Raw genomic sequence first — 17,818 nt, 5'->3', positions numbered from 1 at the left:
CCCCTTCCCATTTCTAAAATTGTGCCATGCGCGGACCCCAAAAAGACGTCAAAGACCGCTCCCTGATAAGCCTCTCCTGGCCGCTTATCCTCACGTTCGCCGTGGGCATGATCCAGCCCATGATGGACAGCTGGTTCCTCTCGCGCACTTCCGAAACCGCGGCCGCGGGCGTCGGCGCCATGCTCCCGATTCTAGGCGCCCTGTTTACAGCGCTCCACGCCTTCGCGCAGTCCGGCGCAAGCATCGTCTCGCAGTACATCGGCGCCAAGCAGAACAGCCACGCGAACAGCACGCAGACGATGGTCCTCTTCGGGAGCATCTTGCTCGGGGTGGCGCTCACGCTCGTCATCTTCCCGCTTTCAGGGCATATCCCGCAATGGATGGGCCTCACCGAGGAACCCGCGAAATACGCGATGATGTTCCTGAGCGTCGTCTCGTTCGGGTTCGCCTTCCGTGCATTGCAGACCATCCTTACCGCCCTCATCGCCACGCACGGCCTTACCGTATGGAACCTCGTGGGCAACACGCTCACCATCGCGAGTAACGCCGGCCTGAACGTCGTGTTCCTCGAAGGGTATTTCGGGCTTCCCAAGATGGGCGTTTACGGCGTGGCCCTCGCCACAGCGCTCTCGTGGCTGATATCTTCGGGCATCCTGTGGTTGGTGCTCAAGTTCAAGGTAAAGCACCAGAGCAGGGCCCGCGACTGGAAGCGCTCCCGCATACTCCTCCCCGACTGGATTCGCATCGGCCTCCCCGCCGCCGCGGAACCCATCAGTTTCCAGCTTTTCCAGGTGTTCATCACCGCGATGGTCGTGTACGTGGGCACCACCGCGATGACCGCCCGCGTGTTCGCGGGTAACTTCGCCGCCCTTTCCGTGATTCTCGGGGTCGGCCTCGGCAGCGGAAACCAGATTCTCGTGGCGCATCTCGTGGGCGCGCACGATTTTGTGAAGGCGAACCGCCGCGTTTACCAGACGCTCGCCGTGGGCATCACGAGCGGGCTCTTGCTCTCGATAATCGTCGCTCTCTTGGGCGAGCACCTGCTACGGCTCTACACTGACAATCCCGAAGTTCTCAGGCTCGGCAAGATTTGCCTCTGGTGCGACGTGGCCGTACAGCCGTTCAAGGCGGTGAACTTCATCCTCACCACATCGCTCAGGGCCGCGGGCGATTCCAAGTTCCCCGCAATTGTCGGGAGCGGCATGATGTGGACGCTCGGGCTTGCGACTTCGCTCATTCTCGCGTTTGTCGTGGGGCTAGGCCTCCCCGGCCTCTGGCTCGGCATGGCAAGCGACGAATTCTACCGCTCGTTCGCGAACATCTGGCGCTGGCGCAGCGGCCGCTGGAAAAGCAAGGCCGTGGTTTAGTCCTGGATACAACGGACAGAGAACACGAAATACTTACTGAAGTCATCCAGGAGCGCATCATCGTAGCGCAAGCGCATGCCGCCATCGTCGTAGCCGAAGCGCAAGAGCATGCAGTCAGCGTAACTACTATCGTTCTCCGTAGAACTCCAGAAGAACGCGTCGCGGCCCTCAAGGCTAAATTCCCCTCTGACGTTCCTGTCGCCAGCAGGAAGCGCCGTGAACCCAAAGGCATCCGTGCCATTGCCACTGCTATTCCACCCAGATGAGGACTTGAGTTTTATGCCAGCGGTTGATTTTCCACCTACAGCGTTAATCAAAGTTTCCCATTCAGCCCTGCTCGGCAGGTGCCAGCCACTAGGGCATACACCCTGGAGGTCTCCTGATGGCAGAGAGCATGTATAGCCATAGCCACATTCACTCTCCGACTTGCCTACCGTCGCAGCCCACCTGTAAAGGCGCCCGAACTTTTCACAATACTCGGCAGAATCGTTATAGCAGAAACTAGAATCCACTTCGTAATTCAGGTTCTCCGCCATCCACCACTGATCGCCAATCTTTACAGTCTTATAAGCCTGACCATCGCGGCCATCTACCAACTCGCCGTATTCGCAGTTGTCTTCCGTTTCTGTTTTGCATGGAGTCGCCAAAGTGACCGAACTCGATGACTTCGCAGAACTGCTACTCGACTTGACGCTGGAAGAAGACCCGTCATCGCAGTCCCCGCACACGCTCGACGACGAGCCATCCGAAGGCCGCACCGCGAAATCGCTATCGTCGTCGCCACAGGCGACAAAGAAAAACGCCAAGAAAAGCGCAAATACAAGATGTATGGATCCTCGCCTACGCGAGGATGACCGCAATCCAGGATGACACCACAAATTCTTCATAATTTCTCCTAATCCTTGACGCAACGGACCGAGAACCCATCGACCTTATAGATGCAGCCCAAGTACGCATAGTCGCCGGATCCCAAGTCCATGTGGTACGCGTAGCTGTTACCGTTCTCCGTAGAACTCCAGAAGTCCGGGTCGCTACCCTCGTCGAAGTAATCCCCATCTTCATTCCTATAACCAGTAGGGAGCGCCGAGAACCCGAAATCATCCGTACCGTTGTCACTACTATTCCTTCCGGACATAGACTTGAGCACATTGCCAGCGGTCGATTGTCCACCGACAGCATTGATCAAAGTTTTCCATTCCGTTGTGTCCGGCAAGTGCCAACCACTAGGGCAAGCGGATGACGCAGCACCCCACATGTAAAGACGGCCGTACTTTTCACAATACTCGGCAGAATCATTGTAGCAGAAACTAGAGTCCGTTCTGAAGTTGAGGTTCTCCGCCATCCACCACTGGTCACCAATTTTCACTGTCTTGTAAGCCTGACCATTGCGGTCATCCACCAACTCGCCGTATTCGCAAGTGTCCGTGCTATCGGTTTTGCATGGAGTCGCCAAAGTGACCGAACTAGACGAAGACGGCTCCACCAGACTGCTGCTGGACTCTTCGACAGGCTCAGGGACCTTTGAGGAACTGCTTGACTGCGGGGTAACGCTAGACGAAGACTTTGAAGCATCGTCCTTGATACAACGGACCGAAATAAGATAGTCCTTACTGCCGGTAAACTTGGACATTTCCGCCTTGTCCCATTGGTTGCACAAGAACACTTCATACGCATCAAGGCTCCTGCGCTGTACAGAACTCCAGAAATACGCGGCTTCGCCTTCGTCGTAATACCCATCGTCACCCAAAAGGCCTGCAGGGAGCGCCGAGAACCCAAAATCATCCGTGCCGCCGCCTTTTTCACCTTTGTAATCATACCAACCAGACATGGACTTGAGTTTTTTACCAGCGATTTCTCTACCGCCAACCGCGGCAAGTAAGGTTCCCCATTCCGTTGTGTCCGGCAGGTGCCAACCGTTAGGGCATATCCCGCGCACGGGATAAATCGGCGAGCAATCCTTCCCAAAACGGCCACAACCCTTGCCGTTCGTGCTCCATGTCCCTGCACTATCCATTGCATCACCCCAAGCATAAAGGCGCCCGTACTTGACGCAATTGGGATTTCCATAACTGAAGCAATCGCTACTTCCTGTTTCGTAGTTCAAGTTCTCCGCCATCCACCACTGGTCACCAATCTTTACCGTCTTGTATTTTTTGCCATCGCGGTCGTCAGTTAATTCGCCGTATTCGCAGCTGTCTACCGTCTCTGTTTTGCAGGGCGTTGCCAAAGTGACCGGACTGCTGCTGGATATAGTACTGCTACTGGACCCTTCGACAGGCTCAGGGACCTTTGAGGAACTGCTCGACTGCGGTGTAACGCTGGACGAGGAACCATCTTCGCAGTCATTGCACACGCTCGATGAAGAATCGTTCGAAGGCGGGGTCGTAACATCGCTATCGTTGTCGCTACAGGCGACAAAGAAAAACGCCAAGAAAAGCGCAAATACAAGATGCATGGATCCTCGCCAGAGCCTGTCCTGAGCTTGCCGAACGGGCGAGGATGACCGCAATCCAGGATGACACCACAAATTCGTCATATTTCCTCCTTTTTCCATTACCTGCATAAAATATAAGATATCCATTTACGCTCAAAATGCCGAAGTGGCGGTGAAATCGGAACTTTTTTGCTATTTTCACCGCCATTTTGTTAGTTTATTTGTAAACATTCGGCATAAAATGAAGTTCTTCCGCGATTATTGGCGGTGAAATTCGCATTTTCTACCCCATTTCACCGCCGTCAACACCCTCCGCGACAAGAAAAAGATACATTTCAATACACACAAGTTAATTTCTGGCGGTGAAATCGACACTTTTTACTCCATTTCACCGCCACTTTCACATTTTTTCATATTTTTCTGATCGTGTGAGCGTGCGAAGCGCCCCTCGCAGCAAACATTACCTGAATAAAAGCAGTTTAATCTTTCCCCTGCAGTTTAAAGGAAATCCGAAGTGACTAACAGCCACGAGGATTTCCTCCCGCCGCTCATCTCCTACATGCGCCATAGCAATAAACTATTCCCAAACAGAGACTTTATCGTTTTTTTTGCGGAGAGGGGCAATTCGCAAAGCGAACACTGGAACGAAGTGATTGTGTGAGCGTGCGAAGTGCCCCTCGTAGCAAACATTAATCAAACAAAAAAACTATCTTTGGCGCATGCCCTTTTACCCGGAAGATGTCATTCAGCAGCTCAAATCGCAGGCGGACATTTCGCTTGTGATTCAGCAGTTCTTGCCGCTGAAACGCTCCGGCACAAACCGCTTCGTGGGCGTATGCCCCTTCCATGACGACCACTCCCCCTCCATGACGGTAAACCCGACGCTCGGCATCTACAAGTGCTTTGCCTGCGGTGCGGGCGGCGACGTCTTTAAGTTCGTGCAGGAACACGAGAAAATCGACTTCAATGGCGCCGTCGAGTGGGTCGCGAACTTCGTCGGGTTCAGCCTTCCCAAGTTCGCATCAAAAGAAAACGCGGAAGTGCAAGAAGAAAAGGGCATGATCCGCAAGCTGAACGAACTTGCCTGCAACTGGTTCGAGCAGCAGCTCTCGCTGAGCGAGAAAGCCCTCGAATATCTCGCAAAGCGCAACATTTCGGAACAGACACGCAAGCAGTTCCACATCGGCTACGCCCCCGACAAGCGCGAAGGCCTCATCGCCTATGCGGCAAAGAACGGCTTTTCGCCCAAGGACTGCCTCAGGGCGGGCCTCGCCGTCGAAAAGAAGAACGGCGGAATCGACGACAAGTTCCGCGACCGCCTGATGATTGCCATCCAGAACCAGTCGGGGACAGTCGTCGCATTCGGGGGCCGTGACCTCGCGCCCAAGCAGGAAGGCTTCGAACGCCCGAAGTACATGAACAGCCCGGAAACGCCCCTCTACAACAAGAGCGAAATTCTCTTCGGGCTCAACCACAGCCGCACTGCCATCGCAAAGGAGAATGCGGTCATCATCGTGGAAGGCTACTTCGACCTCATCAGCCTCTATCAGGGCGGCGTGCAAAACGTGGTCGCGGCATCGGGCACCGCCCTCACCGAATTTCACGCGAATATCCTCGCCCGCTACGCGAAAACCGCATACCTCGTGTTCGACGGCGACGAGGCAGGGCGCAAGGCAACACACCGCACCATCGAGATTGTGCTCCCGAAGGGAATCGTACCGCGAATCTTCGCGCTCTCCCGCCCCGACGGCACAAAGATTGACCCGGACAACTTCGTGAACGAGCAGGGAGCCGAAGCGTTCCACGAGCAACTAAAGGGCGCAGAGGACTGGCTCAGTTACCTTTCGCACAACAGCGACCTCCAGGGCATCGAGGACCGCGCGAAATTTATCACTTACGTGAAATCCGTCGTCAAGAGCATCCAGGACAAGGAACTCCAGAACCAGTACGTAGAACTCATCGCCGAACGTTTCAACACGAAGCCCTCGCTGGAAGGCATCCAGGGAATCCGCCCGCAAAAGAAACCCAAGGCAGTCGCACCCCAAGCCCCGCAAGATATCGCGGAATACGCGGAGTACGGCGAAGTGCCGCAACAGTCTGCCGAACCCGAACGCGTCCCGTGGGAACTTCTCTCTCCGCTCGAGGTGCGCTTTGCGAACCTGCTTGTCCGCAACCCCACGCTTTTGGACCGCGCCTGTGAATACTTTGACGTGGAACTCGCCGCAAGCGGCATACAGTTCTTCGAATCGAGCATCATCGACGAGTTCGTGAACACGGTCATCGCGGGCTACACCGAAACAGGTTACTTTTCGCCCCAGACGCTCTACGAGCAACTTTCCCCGCTGCTCAAGCAGTTCATGGAAAACCTGCCCGAAGAAACGTGGACCAGCCCGAAAGAAATCTACGAATTCTACGAAAGCCTCATGGTGTTGAACCTGCGGCTCTGCGACCGGTTCCGCAAGGGTATTGCGCTCGACACGCCCGAAGGCGTGCAGAAAAGGCTCGACCTGAACAAGTTCATGCAGAACATGGAAAAGCTCTACAGCCTCTACAAGCAGGGCAAGCTTTCGCTCGACGCACTCGCCGACCAGCTTATAAAAAGTAAACAACCGCTATTACATATTCTAGCCGCCACGCAAGGATAGCCCTATGTTATCAATCAAGAATCTCAAAGCAAGCATCGAAGACGGTACACAGATCCTCAAGGGAATCAACCTCGAGGTGAAACCGGGCGAAGTCCACGCCATCATGGGCCCGAACGGCTCGGGAAAGAGCACTCTCTCGAAGGTCATCATGGGCCACCCCGCCTACCACCTGGACGAGGGCAGCGTAGAACTCGACGGAAAGAACCTGCTCGAGATGGACATCAGCGACCGCGCGAACTCCGGGCTGTTCATCAGCACGCAGTACCCGACCGAAATCCCGGGCGTGAACAACGTGGAATTCCTGAAGATGGCGCTCAACAGCAAGCGCGCGTACCTCGGCCAGCCCGAGATAAACGACAACGACTTCAAGAAGCTTTGCGAAGAAAAAATGCAGTTGCTCGAAATGGACGAGCGTTACCGTGAACGCGGCGTGAACGACGGCATGAGCGGCGGCGAAAAGAAGAGGAACGAAATCCTCCAGATGGCGATTCTCGACCCGAAGGTGAGCTTCCTCGACGAGACGGACTCCGGCCTAGATATCGACGCGCTCCGCATCGTGGCAAACGGAATCAACCACATCATGAGCCCCGAAAAGGCGGTTATCCTGGTGACGCACTACCAGAGGCTCCTGGACTACATCAAGCCCACCTACGTGCACGTACTGCGCCACGGAAAGATTATCCTGACCGGCGGGCCCGAACTCGCCCTCAAGCTCGAAGAACAGGGCTACGACTGGATCGAGGAATAACGATGGACGCCATTACCCGCATAAAGCAACTGGGAATGCCCCGCAGGAACAACGAACTGTGGACGTTCTTCCCCGTGGCAAAGATTCCCGCGCCCGAATTCCCCGACGCGTGCACCTGCAGTGACGACTTTGCTGAAGAAAACGACTTCGCGGCACTCCTCCCGGTGGCGCAAAACGCCCGCACGATGGTCCAGAACATCGCCGACGGTTCCGAAGAGATGGCGATGCTCAAGTGCAACAACGACTTCGGGCATACCGTGCTGAACATCGGCAAGAACGCAAAAGTGAGCATCGAGATTCTCGACAACAAGGTGATGCACCCGATTTGCGCGGAACGGTTCGACGTGAATGTGGGCGAAGGCGCCGACGTGGAGATATTCTTCGCGAACCCCGCGAACGACCTGCCGCTCACCTTCCGGCACTTCCGCATTACGCAGGCAGCCGGCAGCAACGTGCGCTTTTCGGCCATCGAGCGCGGGAACGGCATTACCCGCGTGAGCATCGACGCCTTCCTGAACGCAGCAGGGGCAAACTTTGACGCACGCACGCTGAATATCCTCGGCGGGGAATCGTCGAGCCACCACAGGCTCCACATCTACCACAACGCCCCCGAAACCACGAGCACGCAGCTTTCGCGCAACCTGCTCGACGGCAACGCAACCGCCAGCTACGACGGGAGCGTCATCGTGAATGCGGACTGCACCAAGGCCTTCTCGAGCCAGCTCGTGAACACCATCCTGCTTTCCGAAAACAGCAGCGTTTCCGTGAAGCCGGTGCTGAAAATCTACCACGACGACGTGGAATGCACGCACGGCAATACCGTGGGCGAACTCGACGCCGAGCAGATGTTCTACCTGGTAAGCCGAGGAATCCCCGAAAAGGCGGCCCGCAAGATGCTCATGAACGCCTTTGCGTTCGACACCTTTGCGCCCCTGCCCGAAGGCCCCGCAAAAAAGCGCCTTTTACAGGAAATCTAAGCGAAAACTTCGGCAAAAAAGTTTGCCTCGCGCCGAAATTCTCACAAAAAAAGGCCACCTCTCACGCAAGAGGCGGTCTTTTTTAGGAGTCGATTGGAAATTTTATGAGAGAGTATTAAGAAGGTAGAGTGTTACGCCCATGAAGGCAACCATGAAGTTCGCGAAGAACGTTCTAGACGCGAGATCCTTGAGAATTGTTGTCATCATTTTATCCATCCCTTATCCTTACGCTCCATAATATAGAATGCAATATTCCATTTTCAAAGTAATGAAAATCACACTGCGATTTGCGTCACGCGAAATGCGAACGGTCCTTGACAAGCGGGAACCAAGTTCCCAATTTTTCGCTACTTCTTCTCGTTCTCGATAATCTTGATGGGTTCGTCCATCATCTTCTCGGCAATAACTTCGGGCGTCTCTTCGGCAATCGCGGCGTTGGATTCCTCGGGCATCCACGGCTTGTCGAGGCTCTTTTCCCAAGAAACGGTGGGCGCCTGCGGAACCTCGTGCGAGGCATCCACCACAGGCAGGCCAAGCAGTTCGCGCGCACGGTTCAACGCCGCGTCAATGTTCCCGAGGGCATTTTCTTCACCGAGTTGCTTGAGCACGCCGGCACGCGTCAAGGCCACCACGGGCTGGGCATGCACGCCACTGAGCAGGAGCTGCGTCCCTTCGCGGTTGCAGCGGTTCAGCAGGTCCTCGATCATCTGGATGCCTGCGGCATCGATGCTTGAAACGCTACGCATGCGCAGAATAAGAATCTTCGGCTTGTCTGAGATGCGGGCCATCGTGTCCTTGAACTTGTCGACCGCGCCAAAGAACAGCGAACCGGCCAACTCATAAACCACCACGCCCTTCGGCACCTGGCGGCTGAGCTCGTTGTGCGCGGCCTCCTCGTCGTCATCCTTGAGGGCCTCGGTCACCGTTTCCATCTCGGACACATCGCTCATGCGCTTGATAAACAGCACCGCCGCAAGCAACACGCCCACTTCGATTGCCACAGTGAGGTCGATAATCACCGTGAGGGAGAACGCCACGAGCATCACGATAATATCGCTCTTCGGGGCCTTGAACATTTTGATGAAGCTCCGGTAGCCGCACATGTTGAACGCCACCTGGAAAAGCACTGCAGCAAGCGCCGCCATCGGGATCATTTCGGCATACTTGCCGAGCACGAGCATAATGAGCAGGAGCACGACCGCATGCACCAGGCCCGAAACCGGGCTCACCGCGCCGTTACGGATGTTTGTCGCAGTACGGGCAATCGCGCCCGTCGCGGGGATACCGCCAAAAATCGGGGAAAGGATATTCGCCACGCCCTGGCCGAAAAGTTCGGTGTTGGAGCGGTGCTTGGTGCTGGTCATACCGTCGGCAACGACCGCACTTAGCAGGGACTCGATGGCACCGAGAATCGCAATCGTGAGTGCCGGCTGGAACACCTTCTGCATCATCTCGATGCTTATGTTGGGCAGGTGCGGCACCGGGAACCCGGTCGGGATATGGTTCTTCATGCCGATGGTCACCACGCCGTGACCCGTAAGCGGGTCATCCCAGCCAAGCACCTTCACCATCACGGTCGCGACCACAATCGCGACAAGCGAGCCCGGAATCTTCGTGGTGATCTTCGGCCACAGGATGCAAACGGCAAGCGCCACGAGCCCCACAATTACCGCATACATGTTCACGGTATCGAACGAAGTCGCATACAGCTTGATTTTCCCGATGGCATCGGCCGGGTCCTTCGCGAGGAAGCGGAGCCCGAAGAAGTTCGGGACCTGGCCGAGCGCGATGATGATGGCGATACCCGCGGTAAAGCCCACCGTAACCGGGTACGGAATGAACTTGATTATTGCACCGAACTTCGCGATGCCAAAGATAATGAGCAAGATACCCGCGAGGAGCGTCGCGGAAGCCAGGCCGTCGTAGCCGTACTGGCTTACGATACCGTAGACAATCACGATGAAGGCACCCGTGGGGCCGCCAATCTGGAAACGGCTACCACCCAGCAGGGAAATTGTAAAACCCGCTATAATCGCGGTGTACAGGCCCTGTTCGGGGCCCACGCCCGAGGCGATGGCGAATGCGATGGCGAGCGGGAGCGCGAGGATTCCCACGATAAGGCCCGACATCAGGTCGCTCACGAAGTTTTTCTTGGTGTAACCCCGGCGGAGTACCCGGACAGATTCAGGGGTTACGGTCGCTTTTACGCCCAGTAGGAAGTTCTTGAACGATTCCTTGGCGTGAATATTGGTCATCTGGCACTCCGTGATTTAAAGACGGCGCCAAATTTAGAAAAATTTACACGTTTTGTGTAGGGGGATTTTACCCGCAATTTTTTTGTACTAACGGCTGTTCAGGTAATCAAGCACCTTGTTGGTCAGGTCGTTTTCCTTCTTCCAGAAGAGTACCGCACCCGTCGCGCGGTCCACGACCATATCGTAGCCTTCCTGCAAGGCAATCTCGTTCACCGCCTTGCGGATAAGCTGGATAATGGGCGCGCTCACCTTCTCGTTCTGGGTCACAAGCTCGCCCTTACGGCCATACACGCGGTCGATAAACGTCTTGAGCTCGATATCCTTCTTGTTGTATTCCGCCTCGAGTTCGCGCTTCTTTTCGTCGCTGAGCATCAGCAACTGCTTGTCGAGTTTTTCCTTGATGGCGGAAAGTTCCTTCTGCAAGAGGTTCGCCTGCTGTTCCCACTTGGCCACCTGGCGGTCGTATTCTTCCTGCGCCTTCTTCGTGCCCTTGTAGCCGTCGAAGATGAGCTTGGAATCCACGTGAGCGATGCGCAGGCCGTCTTCGGCGAAACTCGCGCACGCGAAAACCATCATCAAAGCGATTAGAACCTTGCGAATCATAGAGCCTCCCGATTCCTTAGAATCCCTGACCGATGACAAAGTTGAATTCCATGTCGCCCACCTTGCTGCGCTGCAGGCCCGTATAGGTTTCGCCCACATCGAGCGGCCAGGCGAAGTCAAACCCGATAATACCGAGCATCGGCACCACCACGCGGAACCCGAAACCGATATCCTTCTTGAGGCTCGTCGGGTCCCATTCGCTGAGCGGGTTCCTGCTCGGCTTTGCGACCTTCGTCTTGGGGTCATAGCGTTCACCGAACACGTTACCGGCGTCAAAGAAGAACGGCAACAGGTAGAACACCTGCGGCACAATGCCGAGCTGGAGTTCTGCACCCGTGTACTGGTAGCTGCGGCCCAGGCGGCGGTAACCAATGGAGCCCGAGCTGTAACCGCGCATGTTGCCTTCGTAGCCCATCACGCCACCCATCGTGAACAGCGTGCGGTACTGCAACTGGTCGCCGAACATAACGCCGTACTCGTTGGTAAGCGCAATCGCGAGGCGGTCGCGGAACAGCGGGAACCACCACTTGATGGTGAGTTCCGTCTTGATGAACTCGAAGTCGCTGAACAGCGCGCCATCTGCCACCTGGATATCAAGCTGGTAGCGGGAACCTTCCGTCGGGAACTGCGGCAGGTTCTTGTCGTCGCGCACCAGTCGGAAGTTGATGGCAGATTCGATACCGGTGTAAACCACATAGCTGCCGTCGATGTTGGGGCCCTGCTTGTTCATGAGCCAGCTGTAGCCGACCTGGCCGTAGAAGTAGTCGTCAGGCCACTTGAGGCGCTTGCCCAGGTACACGGAACCACCGTAGCGGGTAATGTTCGGGTCGCCGTAATCTTCCATGTTCCACCAAGAGTAGCTGAGGCTTGCACCGAGCGTAATCGGCTTGTCGAGCAGCCAGGGTTCCTGGAAGCTGATGGAGGCGCTCTTCTTGTCGGCACCGTATTCCACGCTCAGGCTTGCGGCCTGGCCGTCACCCATACAGCAGTTCGGGATAGAGATGCTCGCCGTACCCACAAGGCCGTCGCTCTCGCTGTACGATACACCCAGGCTGAACTGGCCGGTACCCGCTTCCTTCTCCTGCACGGTGAAGTCGAGGTCAACTTCCTGCTCGCCGTAAATCTTGATATCGGGCACGACCATGTCGAAGTAGTTGAGCTGCATGATTTCGCGGAAGCTGCGTTCCAGCAGGGACTGGCGGTACGTATCGCCCGGATACAGGCGCACCTCGCGACGGATAACCTTCTCGTTGGTTTTCGTGTTGCCGTGGATATAAACCTTGTGGATGCTCGCGGGCAGGCCTTCGCGCATGCGGTACGTGAGATTCACCACGGAATCGTTCACGAACGTGCGTTCCTCGTCGAACTGGGCAAACAGGTAGCCATCTTCGCGGTAAACTTCAAGCAGAGCCTTCCTGGAGGCATCGTAGAGGTACTGGTCGAACACCGCACCGCTATCCAGGCGGAACGCATACCCGAGCACCTTGTCGTTCAGGACTTCGTTCCCCGAGAAGTGCACGTTGCCCATGTAGTAACGGCGGCCTTCCACCATGCCGATATGGATGCATATATCGCTCGAAGTGTGGATGTTGTCGTACTTGTTCAACAGCGGGAACATGTCCTCTATCATGTAGCGCACGAGCAACTTTTCCTCGTATTCCGAGAGTTTCTTGATTTTCTTGAGCGAATCGATTTTCGGGTTGTTGAACTTGCGGCCTTCCACAATCTTGAGCCATTCCTTGCGGGAATCCTCGTAGCGGATAATGTCGTTGATGAGTTTGAGGGCGTCTTCCTCTTCCTTGACCTGGGGGAGCGGACGGGTCACGTACCCGTGGTGCGACATTTCCTTGGAGGCGCGGAAGAAGTGCGAGACCTGCATCGTGGGCTTGCCCGCCATCTTGTATATGGCAGTCGCCGGGTCGCCCATCGCGCGGTTCAACTGGTCGTAGAGCGGCTGCAGACGTTCGCCCACCGGCACCATGCGGCCCAGGTAGAACAGGCAGCTGGAATCCGGCAGGTATTCGGCACGGTATTCGGTCAGTTCCGCATCCAGGTAGCCAAAGTGGCGGATGGCGTTCAACACCGTGTCGCGGTCGGCCTCAAATACAGTCTCCTTGAACTCGCCACCACCGTACCACTGGTCCACCTTCGTGAGCATGTGGTCGGTAATGTCTATCGCGGGCACGTTGTCGTTACCCGTAATCTTGATATCGCGCACCTTCACCTTCTCGCCCTCGCGGATAATGAAGGTCACCATGTTCTTGTTGTCGTCTACGGGAGTCTCGCGGTAGCCCACCTCGGCAAGCAAGAAGCCTTCGGAATGGTAGTAGTCGATCATCGCCTGGCGGTCACGTTCCAGCTGGCTCTTGCTGTACACCTGGCCCGGAATCAGGCGCATCTTGAGGCGCAAGTCGTCCTCGGAAATCTCGTCGTTACCGTCCAGCACCGCCGTATCGAGGGCGGGCAGTTCCTTAATCTTGAATATGAGGTCCACCTCGGTGCTGTTGTCGATGTAGTCGACCCATGCAGAAACGTCGTCGAAGAGGCCCGACTTGTAGAGGGCGGACACCGCCTCCTGGACCTTGTCAGAAAGGATCGTGGGCGAAAAAGTCTGGCCGTCGCGGATGCCGATTCGACTCAACACCGCACGCTGGTCCATGTTCACGTTACCTTCGACCTTGACCTTCCTCACCTTGTTTTCGGCCATATAGTCCACAGGCATCTGGGACATGTCCAACAGCTGGGCCTGCACAAGACCAACAATACACAGAATCAATAAAAACAGACGGGTACGCAGAATAAACCTACCTATAGATTCAAAAAAACTTAAAATACCGCACAAAAATACAAAAATTGAAACTTTCTGCCCAACCGGATTTGCCGAAAAACGCACTTTGTTCGTCAACTTTTCACGTAATGTAAAGAAAGCGGTGCCAAGCGCAAGAAAAGCGGCGTCACAGAAAACATTTTCAAAAATTTTTCTTTTTCTCAGCCATAAAAAGACTAAATTACTTTCCGTAAAAATTTAAACCACTCTTTATTGAGGATTATATGCGTTCAACCGCCTGGAATGACGAAGAAAACAAGGTCCTGCCCGAAATGGCGCTGGATTTTATGCCCGAAGAAAAATTGCGCGACCTGCAGCTGCAGCGTATGCGCGCCACCGTGAAACTTGCCTACGAGAAGGTCCCGCTCTTCCGTGAACGCATGGACGAGAAGGGATTAAAGCCCGAAGATATCAAGACCCTCAAGGACGTGGCCAAGCTCCCCTTCACCATGAAGAAGGACTTGCGCGACACCTACCCGTATGGCCTGTTCGCCGTAGACCTGAGCGAAGTCGTGCGCCTGCACGCAAGTTCGGGCACCACGGGTAAGCCCATCGTGGTCGGCTACACCAAGGAAGACATGGACGTGTGGGCCCAGGTCGTGAAGCGCGGGCTGCTCGCCTGCGGCTTCCGCAGCACCGATATCGTGCAGAACTTCTTCGGCTACGGCCTGTTTACCGGCGGTCTCGGCATCCACGGCGGTTTCGAAGCCCTCGGTGCAACCGTCATCCCCATCAGCGGCGGCAATACCGAACGCCAGGTGATGCTCATGAAGGATTTCGGCGTCACTGCGGTGGGCGGAACCCCGAGTTACTTTGTCCGCATCATCGACGTCGCCGAAAAGATGGGTGTCGACATCCGCGACCTGAAGGTCAAGCGCGGCATCTTCGGTGCAGAACCGTGGAGCGACGGCATGCGCGACTACATCGAAGAAAAGACCGGCATCAAGGCGTACGACATCTACGGCCTTTCCGAAATAGTGGGCCCGGGCGTGGGCTGCGAATGCGAGTGCCGCGACGGCATCCACATTTTCGAAGACCACTTCTACCCCGAAATCGTCGACCCCGAAACGCTTGAACCGCTCCCGGACGGCGAAGAGGGCGAACTCGTGCTTTCTACGCTCAGCAAGAAGGCCATGCCCATCATCCGCTACCGCACCCGCGACATTACCGCCATCGAGAAGACCAAGTGCAAGTGCGGCCGTACCATCCGCCGCATCCGCCGCATTGGCCGCCGTAGCGACGACATGATCATCATGCGCGGCGTGAACGTGTTCCCGAGCCAGATCGAGACGGCCCTCCTCCGCGCAGAGAAGGCATTGCCGCACTACCAGATTGTGCTCGACACCAAGAACAACATGGACACGCTCGAGGTGAAGGTGGAAGTTTCCCGCGACATGGTGAGCGACTCCATGAGCGACATGGAACAGCTGAACAAGAAGTTCAAGCACTCCATCGAACAGATTCTCGGCATTTCCGTTATCGTCACGCTGTGCGAACCCGATTCGCTGCCGCGTAGCGAAGGCAAGGCCAAGAGAGTTATCGACAACAGAAAGAAGATGTAAGGAGGTCCAACATGAAAATCCCTCAGGTTTCAGTATTCGTTTCCAACCGTCCGGGCCGTCTCCAGGCGGTGTGCAAGTCCCTTGCCGACGCCGGCGTGAACCTCCTTTCGCTCACGCTTGCCGACTCCGGCGAGTTCGGGCTCATCCGCCTTATCGTGAGTGACCCGGAAAAGGCCGTAGACGTGCTCGCCAAGGCAGGCCTCAGCGCCACCATCACCGACGTGGTCGCCTGCCCCGTGAACGCCGCCATCGGTGGCCTCGCCGAACTGCTCTCCACTGCGGTCGGTAGCCAGCAGATCGACTACATGTACGCCTACCCCTCCACCCTAAACGGCTCTAACATCATGATTCTGCGCTTCCAGGACGTGGACAAGGCCATCGAAGCCCTGAAGGCCACGAACTTCAAGGCCATCAGCAAGGAAGAACTGCTGGGATAACGAGCCGTCATCCCCGCAACCTTAGTTGTCATCCCCGCGACCTTAGTTGTCATCCCCGCGAAAGCGGGGATCTTTTTTTGCAAAAAAGCCTCCCGAGGGAGGCTTCAGTTTTTCAGATATCCTAGGTGCGCACAGGGCGCTACGCGCTAGTTGTCCTGGATGCAGCGGACGGAGTTAGCCGTTTCATCTCCAACCGCAGAAACATATCCGTCATCAGCAATATTCATAAAGTGCAATGCATAATAACTAAGTGCAGAAGAAGTCGTTGTAGACCAAAACCATGTATCGTAATTTACTTTAGCATAACTTCCGTCATTCTTTCTTTGACCTGCAGGCAAAGCCCTGAAAGAATAACGATCTGAGCCATTCCCACTCATTCTTTCTTCAACCCAACGTGTCGTCGACTTCAGTAAATATCCAGCATAGTCGGAACCGCCTACTGAACTAACCAGCGTACTAAATTCTGTTTGATCTGGCAAACGCCATCCTTTGGGGCAAACTTGACTTGCTGCACCATGTGTATAAAGGCGACCATATATATCGCAGTTTGCAGCATTTTCCTCATAGCAATAACTACCATCTGTTACGCGATTCATATTTTCCGCCATCCAAAGTTGGTTCCCTATTGCTACAGTCTTATAGCTATGTCCATCAGTATCCTTAAGCACCCCCGTTACATACTGCGGATCAAACGATTTCCATTCCGAATTAACACATTTTTTGAAACTCCCTTTTACTTTATAAATACTATTTTCAATATAGCCAACACAAACTCGGCCAAAATCAATTTCGCCACTATTTGCCGGCCTAAACAATCCATCTTCACACACATACTTATTTTGTGTATTCACTCGACCGATAAGAATATTACCATAGCCATATTCACCAAATTCCTTACATTCACCCTGCATTTCCCAAGTATCATTGAATATATCAGAAGCAACGACCCACTTGCGCACGGTATCCGACGCAACCTGGTTCGTACACACATAATACAAGCCATCGTACTTGGCAGGCGTAGAATAATCACCATCTGTAATACAAGCCTTCCCTAGCAGGCTATCCAAGGCTGTTCCGTAACGCCAACCTTTATCCTGGTATACATAGTACATGTTCGGATTCAGCGGTCCCCTGCGAACAGTCGCTTCATCAGGATTCTTGGGTAACTTCGTGACATCCTTCTCTATATCGGTCGCCTCGCGCCAAGCACAGGGTAACAGTTTATTATTCATTAAAACAACTTGGTCAGAGGCGCAAGTGTACCAGACTTGGGTTTTGCCAACCGTAACACTCCTAGTCTTGTTCAAGTTATTTTTTGTGCAGGGACCCAGGCTATCCAACATATCCAGATTCGTTCCGCGGCGCCATGCATAACCGCCCTTTCCCGAAGTATCTTCATAAACGTAAACATGGGATTCGTTCACATTGCCGATTTTTGCAACCTCCCCATCGGGGGTGCCGAAAAGCGCCGTGTCGGCCTCAGCGGTAGTAGCCTTGCGCCATGCAGTGGGCACCAAAGCGTCATCACTATCATCGCAGATGTACCACGTCGTATCGTGCTTCACGATTACGCTATCGGTTTCGCCCCTATTGGCGAATACGCAGGCCTTGATTCTTGCATCAAGTTCCGTACCGCGGCGCCAAGCGCCATTTTCCTTCACGTAGACGTTCGTCGTGTCGATCGAGCCGCGCTTTACAGCGCCATCACCCGCAGCGCCAAGCGCCGCTACATCCTTCTCGATGTCAGTCGCGAAACGCCATGCAAACGAATTGCCGTAAGCAGCACATATCAAGCGCACCAGGTTGCTGTCGCCGTCAGTGTATGCGGAATCGTTCGCGGCGTAGTAAGTGGAGTGACTGTTCTTCACGGCGAAGAGCGCGCCTTCGTTGTCGGATGAGCACGTGTCCACGCCGAGTTCCTGCATCCAGAAGTTCGTCACGTGCTGTTCGAACGCGGGGGCCG

General features: G+C 55.1%; 12 protein-coding genes. 6 read left to right on the top strand and 6 right to left on the bottom strand.

Annotation, left to right across the window (positions count from 1 at the left end):
- Positions 1-26: 26 nt before the first annotated feature.
- The gene (locus BUB22_RS09205) at positions 27-1,367 is read left to right on the top strand and encodes an MATE family efflux transporter (protein WP_073114882.1); all 1,341 of its coding nucleotides are present in this window, start codon (positions 27-29) and stop codon (positions 1,365-1,367) included.
- Here the strand turns inward: BUB22_RS09205 and BUB22_RS09200 are convergent.
- Positions 1,364-2,254 (bottom strand): fibrobacter succinogenes major paralogous domain-containing protein, encoded by an 891-nt coding sequence (locus BUB22_RS09200; protein ID WP_083535480.1) that lies wholly within the window; start codon positions 2,252-2,254, stop codon positions 1,364-1,366. The two genes, BUB22_RS09205 and BUB22_RS09200, sit on opposite strands and share 4 nt — an antisense overlap.
- A gap of 8 nt (positions 2,255-2,262) precedes the next feature.
- Entirely contained in the window at positions 2,263-3,822 is a 1,560-nt protein-coding gene (locus BUB22_RS16715; RefSeq protein ID WP_175547276.1) for a fibrobacter succinogenes major paralogous domain-containing protein, read from the bottom strand.
- Between the two features lie 698 nt (positions 3,823-4,520).
- On the opposite strand from BUB22_RS16715, the gene dnaG reads away from it, so the two are divergent.
- Genes dnaG through BUB22_RS09175 form a run of 3 tightly spaced genes read left to right on the top strand, consistent with a single transcriptional unit; the run spans position 4,521 to position 8,171 of the window.
- Entirely contained in the window at positions 4,521-6,446 is a 1,926-nt protein-coding gene (gene dnaG / locus BUB22_RS09185; RefSeq protein WP_073114878.1) for a DNA primase, read from the top strand.
- A gap of 4 nt (positions 6,447-6,450) precedes the next feature.
- Entirely contained in the window at positions 6,451-7,194 is a 744-nt protein-coding gene (sufC, locus tag BUB22_RS09180; protein ID WP_073114877.1) for a Fe-S cluster assembly ATPase SufC, read from the top strand.
- A 2-nt stretch (positions 7,195-7,196) separates the two neighbouring features.
- On the top strand, positions 7,197-8,171 hold the full coding sequence (locus tag BUB22_RS09175; protein ID WP_073114876.1) for a SufB/SufD family protein: 975 nt from the start codon (positions 7,197-7,199) through the stop codon (positions 8,169-8,171).
- A gap of 347 nt (positions 8,172-8,518) precedes the next feature.
- Here the strand turns inward: BUB22_RS09175 and BUB22_RS09170 are convergent, their stop codons facing one another.
- The 3 genes from BUB22_RS09170 to BUB22_RS09160 all read right to left on the bottom strand — a co-directional run bounded on the left by BUB22_RS09170 (position 8,519) and on the right by BUB22_RS09160 (position 13,805).
- Positions 8,519-10,426, bottom strand: coding sequence for a SulP family inorganic anion transporter (locus BUB22_RS09170; protein ID WP_073114875.1), 1,908 nt, complete (start codon positions 10,424-10,426; stop codon positions 8,519-8,521).
- A gap of 87 nt (positions 10,427-10,513) precedes the next feature.
- The gene (locus BUB22_RS09165) at positions 10,514-11,029 is read right to left on the bottom strand and encodes an OmpH/Skp family outer membrane protein (RefSeq protein ID WP_073114874.1); all 516 of its coding nucleotides are present in this window, start codon (positions 11,027-11,029) and stop codon (positions 10,514-10,516) included.
- A gap of 16 nt (positions 11,030-11,045) precedes the next feature.
- Positions 11,046-13,805, bottom strand: a complete 2,760-nt coding sequence (locus BUB22_RS09160) for a BamA/OMP85 family outer membrane protein (protein ID WP_254794702.1) — start codon at positions 13,803-13,805, stop codon at positions 11,046-11,048.
- 275 nt (positions 13,806-14,080) lie between these two features.
- Between BUB22_RS09160 and BUB22_RS09155 the strand changes: the two genes are divergently transcribed.
- Together BUB22_RS09155 and BUB22_RS09150 are read left to right on the top strand one after the other, a co-directional pair.
- Entirely contained in the window at positions 14,081-15,418 is a 1,338-nt protein-coding gene (locus tag BUB22_RS09155) for a phenylacetate--CoA ligase family protein (RefSeq protein WP_072808184.1), read from the top strand.
- 11 nt (positions 15,419-15,429) lie between these two features.
- A complete protein-coding gene (locus tag BUB22_RS09150; RefSeq protein ID WP_072808187.1) occupies positions 15,430-15,855 on the top strand; it encodes an ACT domain-containing protein in 426 nt (141 codons plus the stop codon).
- 146 nt (positions 15,856-16,001) lie between these two features.
- Here BUB22_RS09150 and BUB22_RS09145 read toward each other — a convergent pair.
- The coding region (locus tag BUB22_RS09145; protein WP_305773999.1) for an FISUMP domain-containing protein at positions 16,002-17,818 on the bottom strand (1,817 nt) is incomplete at its 5' end.

This window comes from Fibrobacter sp. UWCM (assembly GCF_900129735.1).
Classification (GTDB): Bacteria; Fibrobacterota; Fibrobacteria; order Fibrobacterales; family Fibrobacteraceae; genus Fibrobacter.
Note: the sequence above shows the minus strand (reverse complement) of the source record. Positions and strands in the feature narration are given on the sequence as shown.

Bases quoted from the DNA above. Each gene is read 5' to 3' on its own strand.
- BUB22_RS09165 (WP_073114874.1), bottom strand. From the start codon at position 11,029: ATGATTCGCAAGGTTCTAATCGCTTTGATGATGGTTTTCGCGTGCGCG.
- BUB22_RS09170 (WP_073114875.1), bottom strand. From the start codon at position 10,426: ATGACCAATATTCACGCCAAGGAATCGTTCAAGAACTTCCTACTGGGC.
- BUB22_RS16715 (WP_175547276.1), bottom strand. From the start codon at position 3,822: ATGCATCTTGTATTTGCGCTTTTCTTGGCGTTTTTCTTTGTCGCCTGT.
- BUB22_RS09150 (WP_072808187.1), top strand. From the start codon at position 15,430: ATGAAAATCCCTCAGGTTTCAGTATTCGTTTCCAACCGTCCGGGCCGT.
- sufC (WP_073114877.1), top strand. From the start codon at position 6,451: ATGTTATCAATCAAGAATCTCAAAGCAAGCATCGAAGACGGTACACAG.
- dnaG (WP_073114878.1), top strand. From the start codon at position 4,521: ATGCCCTTTTACCCGGAAGATGTCATTCAGCAGCTCAAATCGCAGGCG.
- BUB22_RS09200 (WP_083535480.1), bottom strand. From the start codon at position 2,254: ATGAAGAATTTGTGGTGTCATCCTGGATTGCGGTCATCCTCGCGTAGG.
- BUB22_RS09205 (WP_073114882.1), top strand. From the start codon at position 27: ATGCGCGGACCCCAAAAAGACGTCAAAGACCGCTCCCTGATAAGCCTC.
- BUB22_RS09175 (WP_073114876.1), top strand. From the start codon at position 7,197: ATGGACGCCATTACCCGCATAAAGCAACTGGGAATGCCCCGCAGGAAC.
- BUB22_RS09155 (WP_072808184.1), top strand. From the start codon at position 14,081: ATGCGTTCAACCGCCTGGAATGACGAAGAAAACAAGGTCCTGCCCGAA.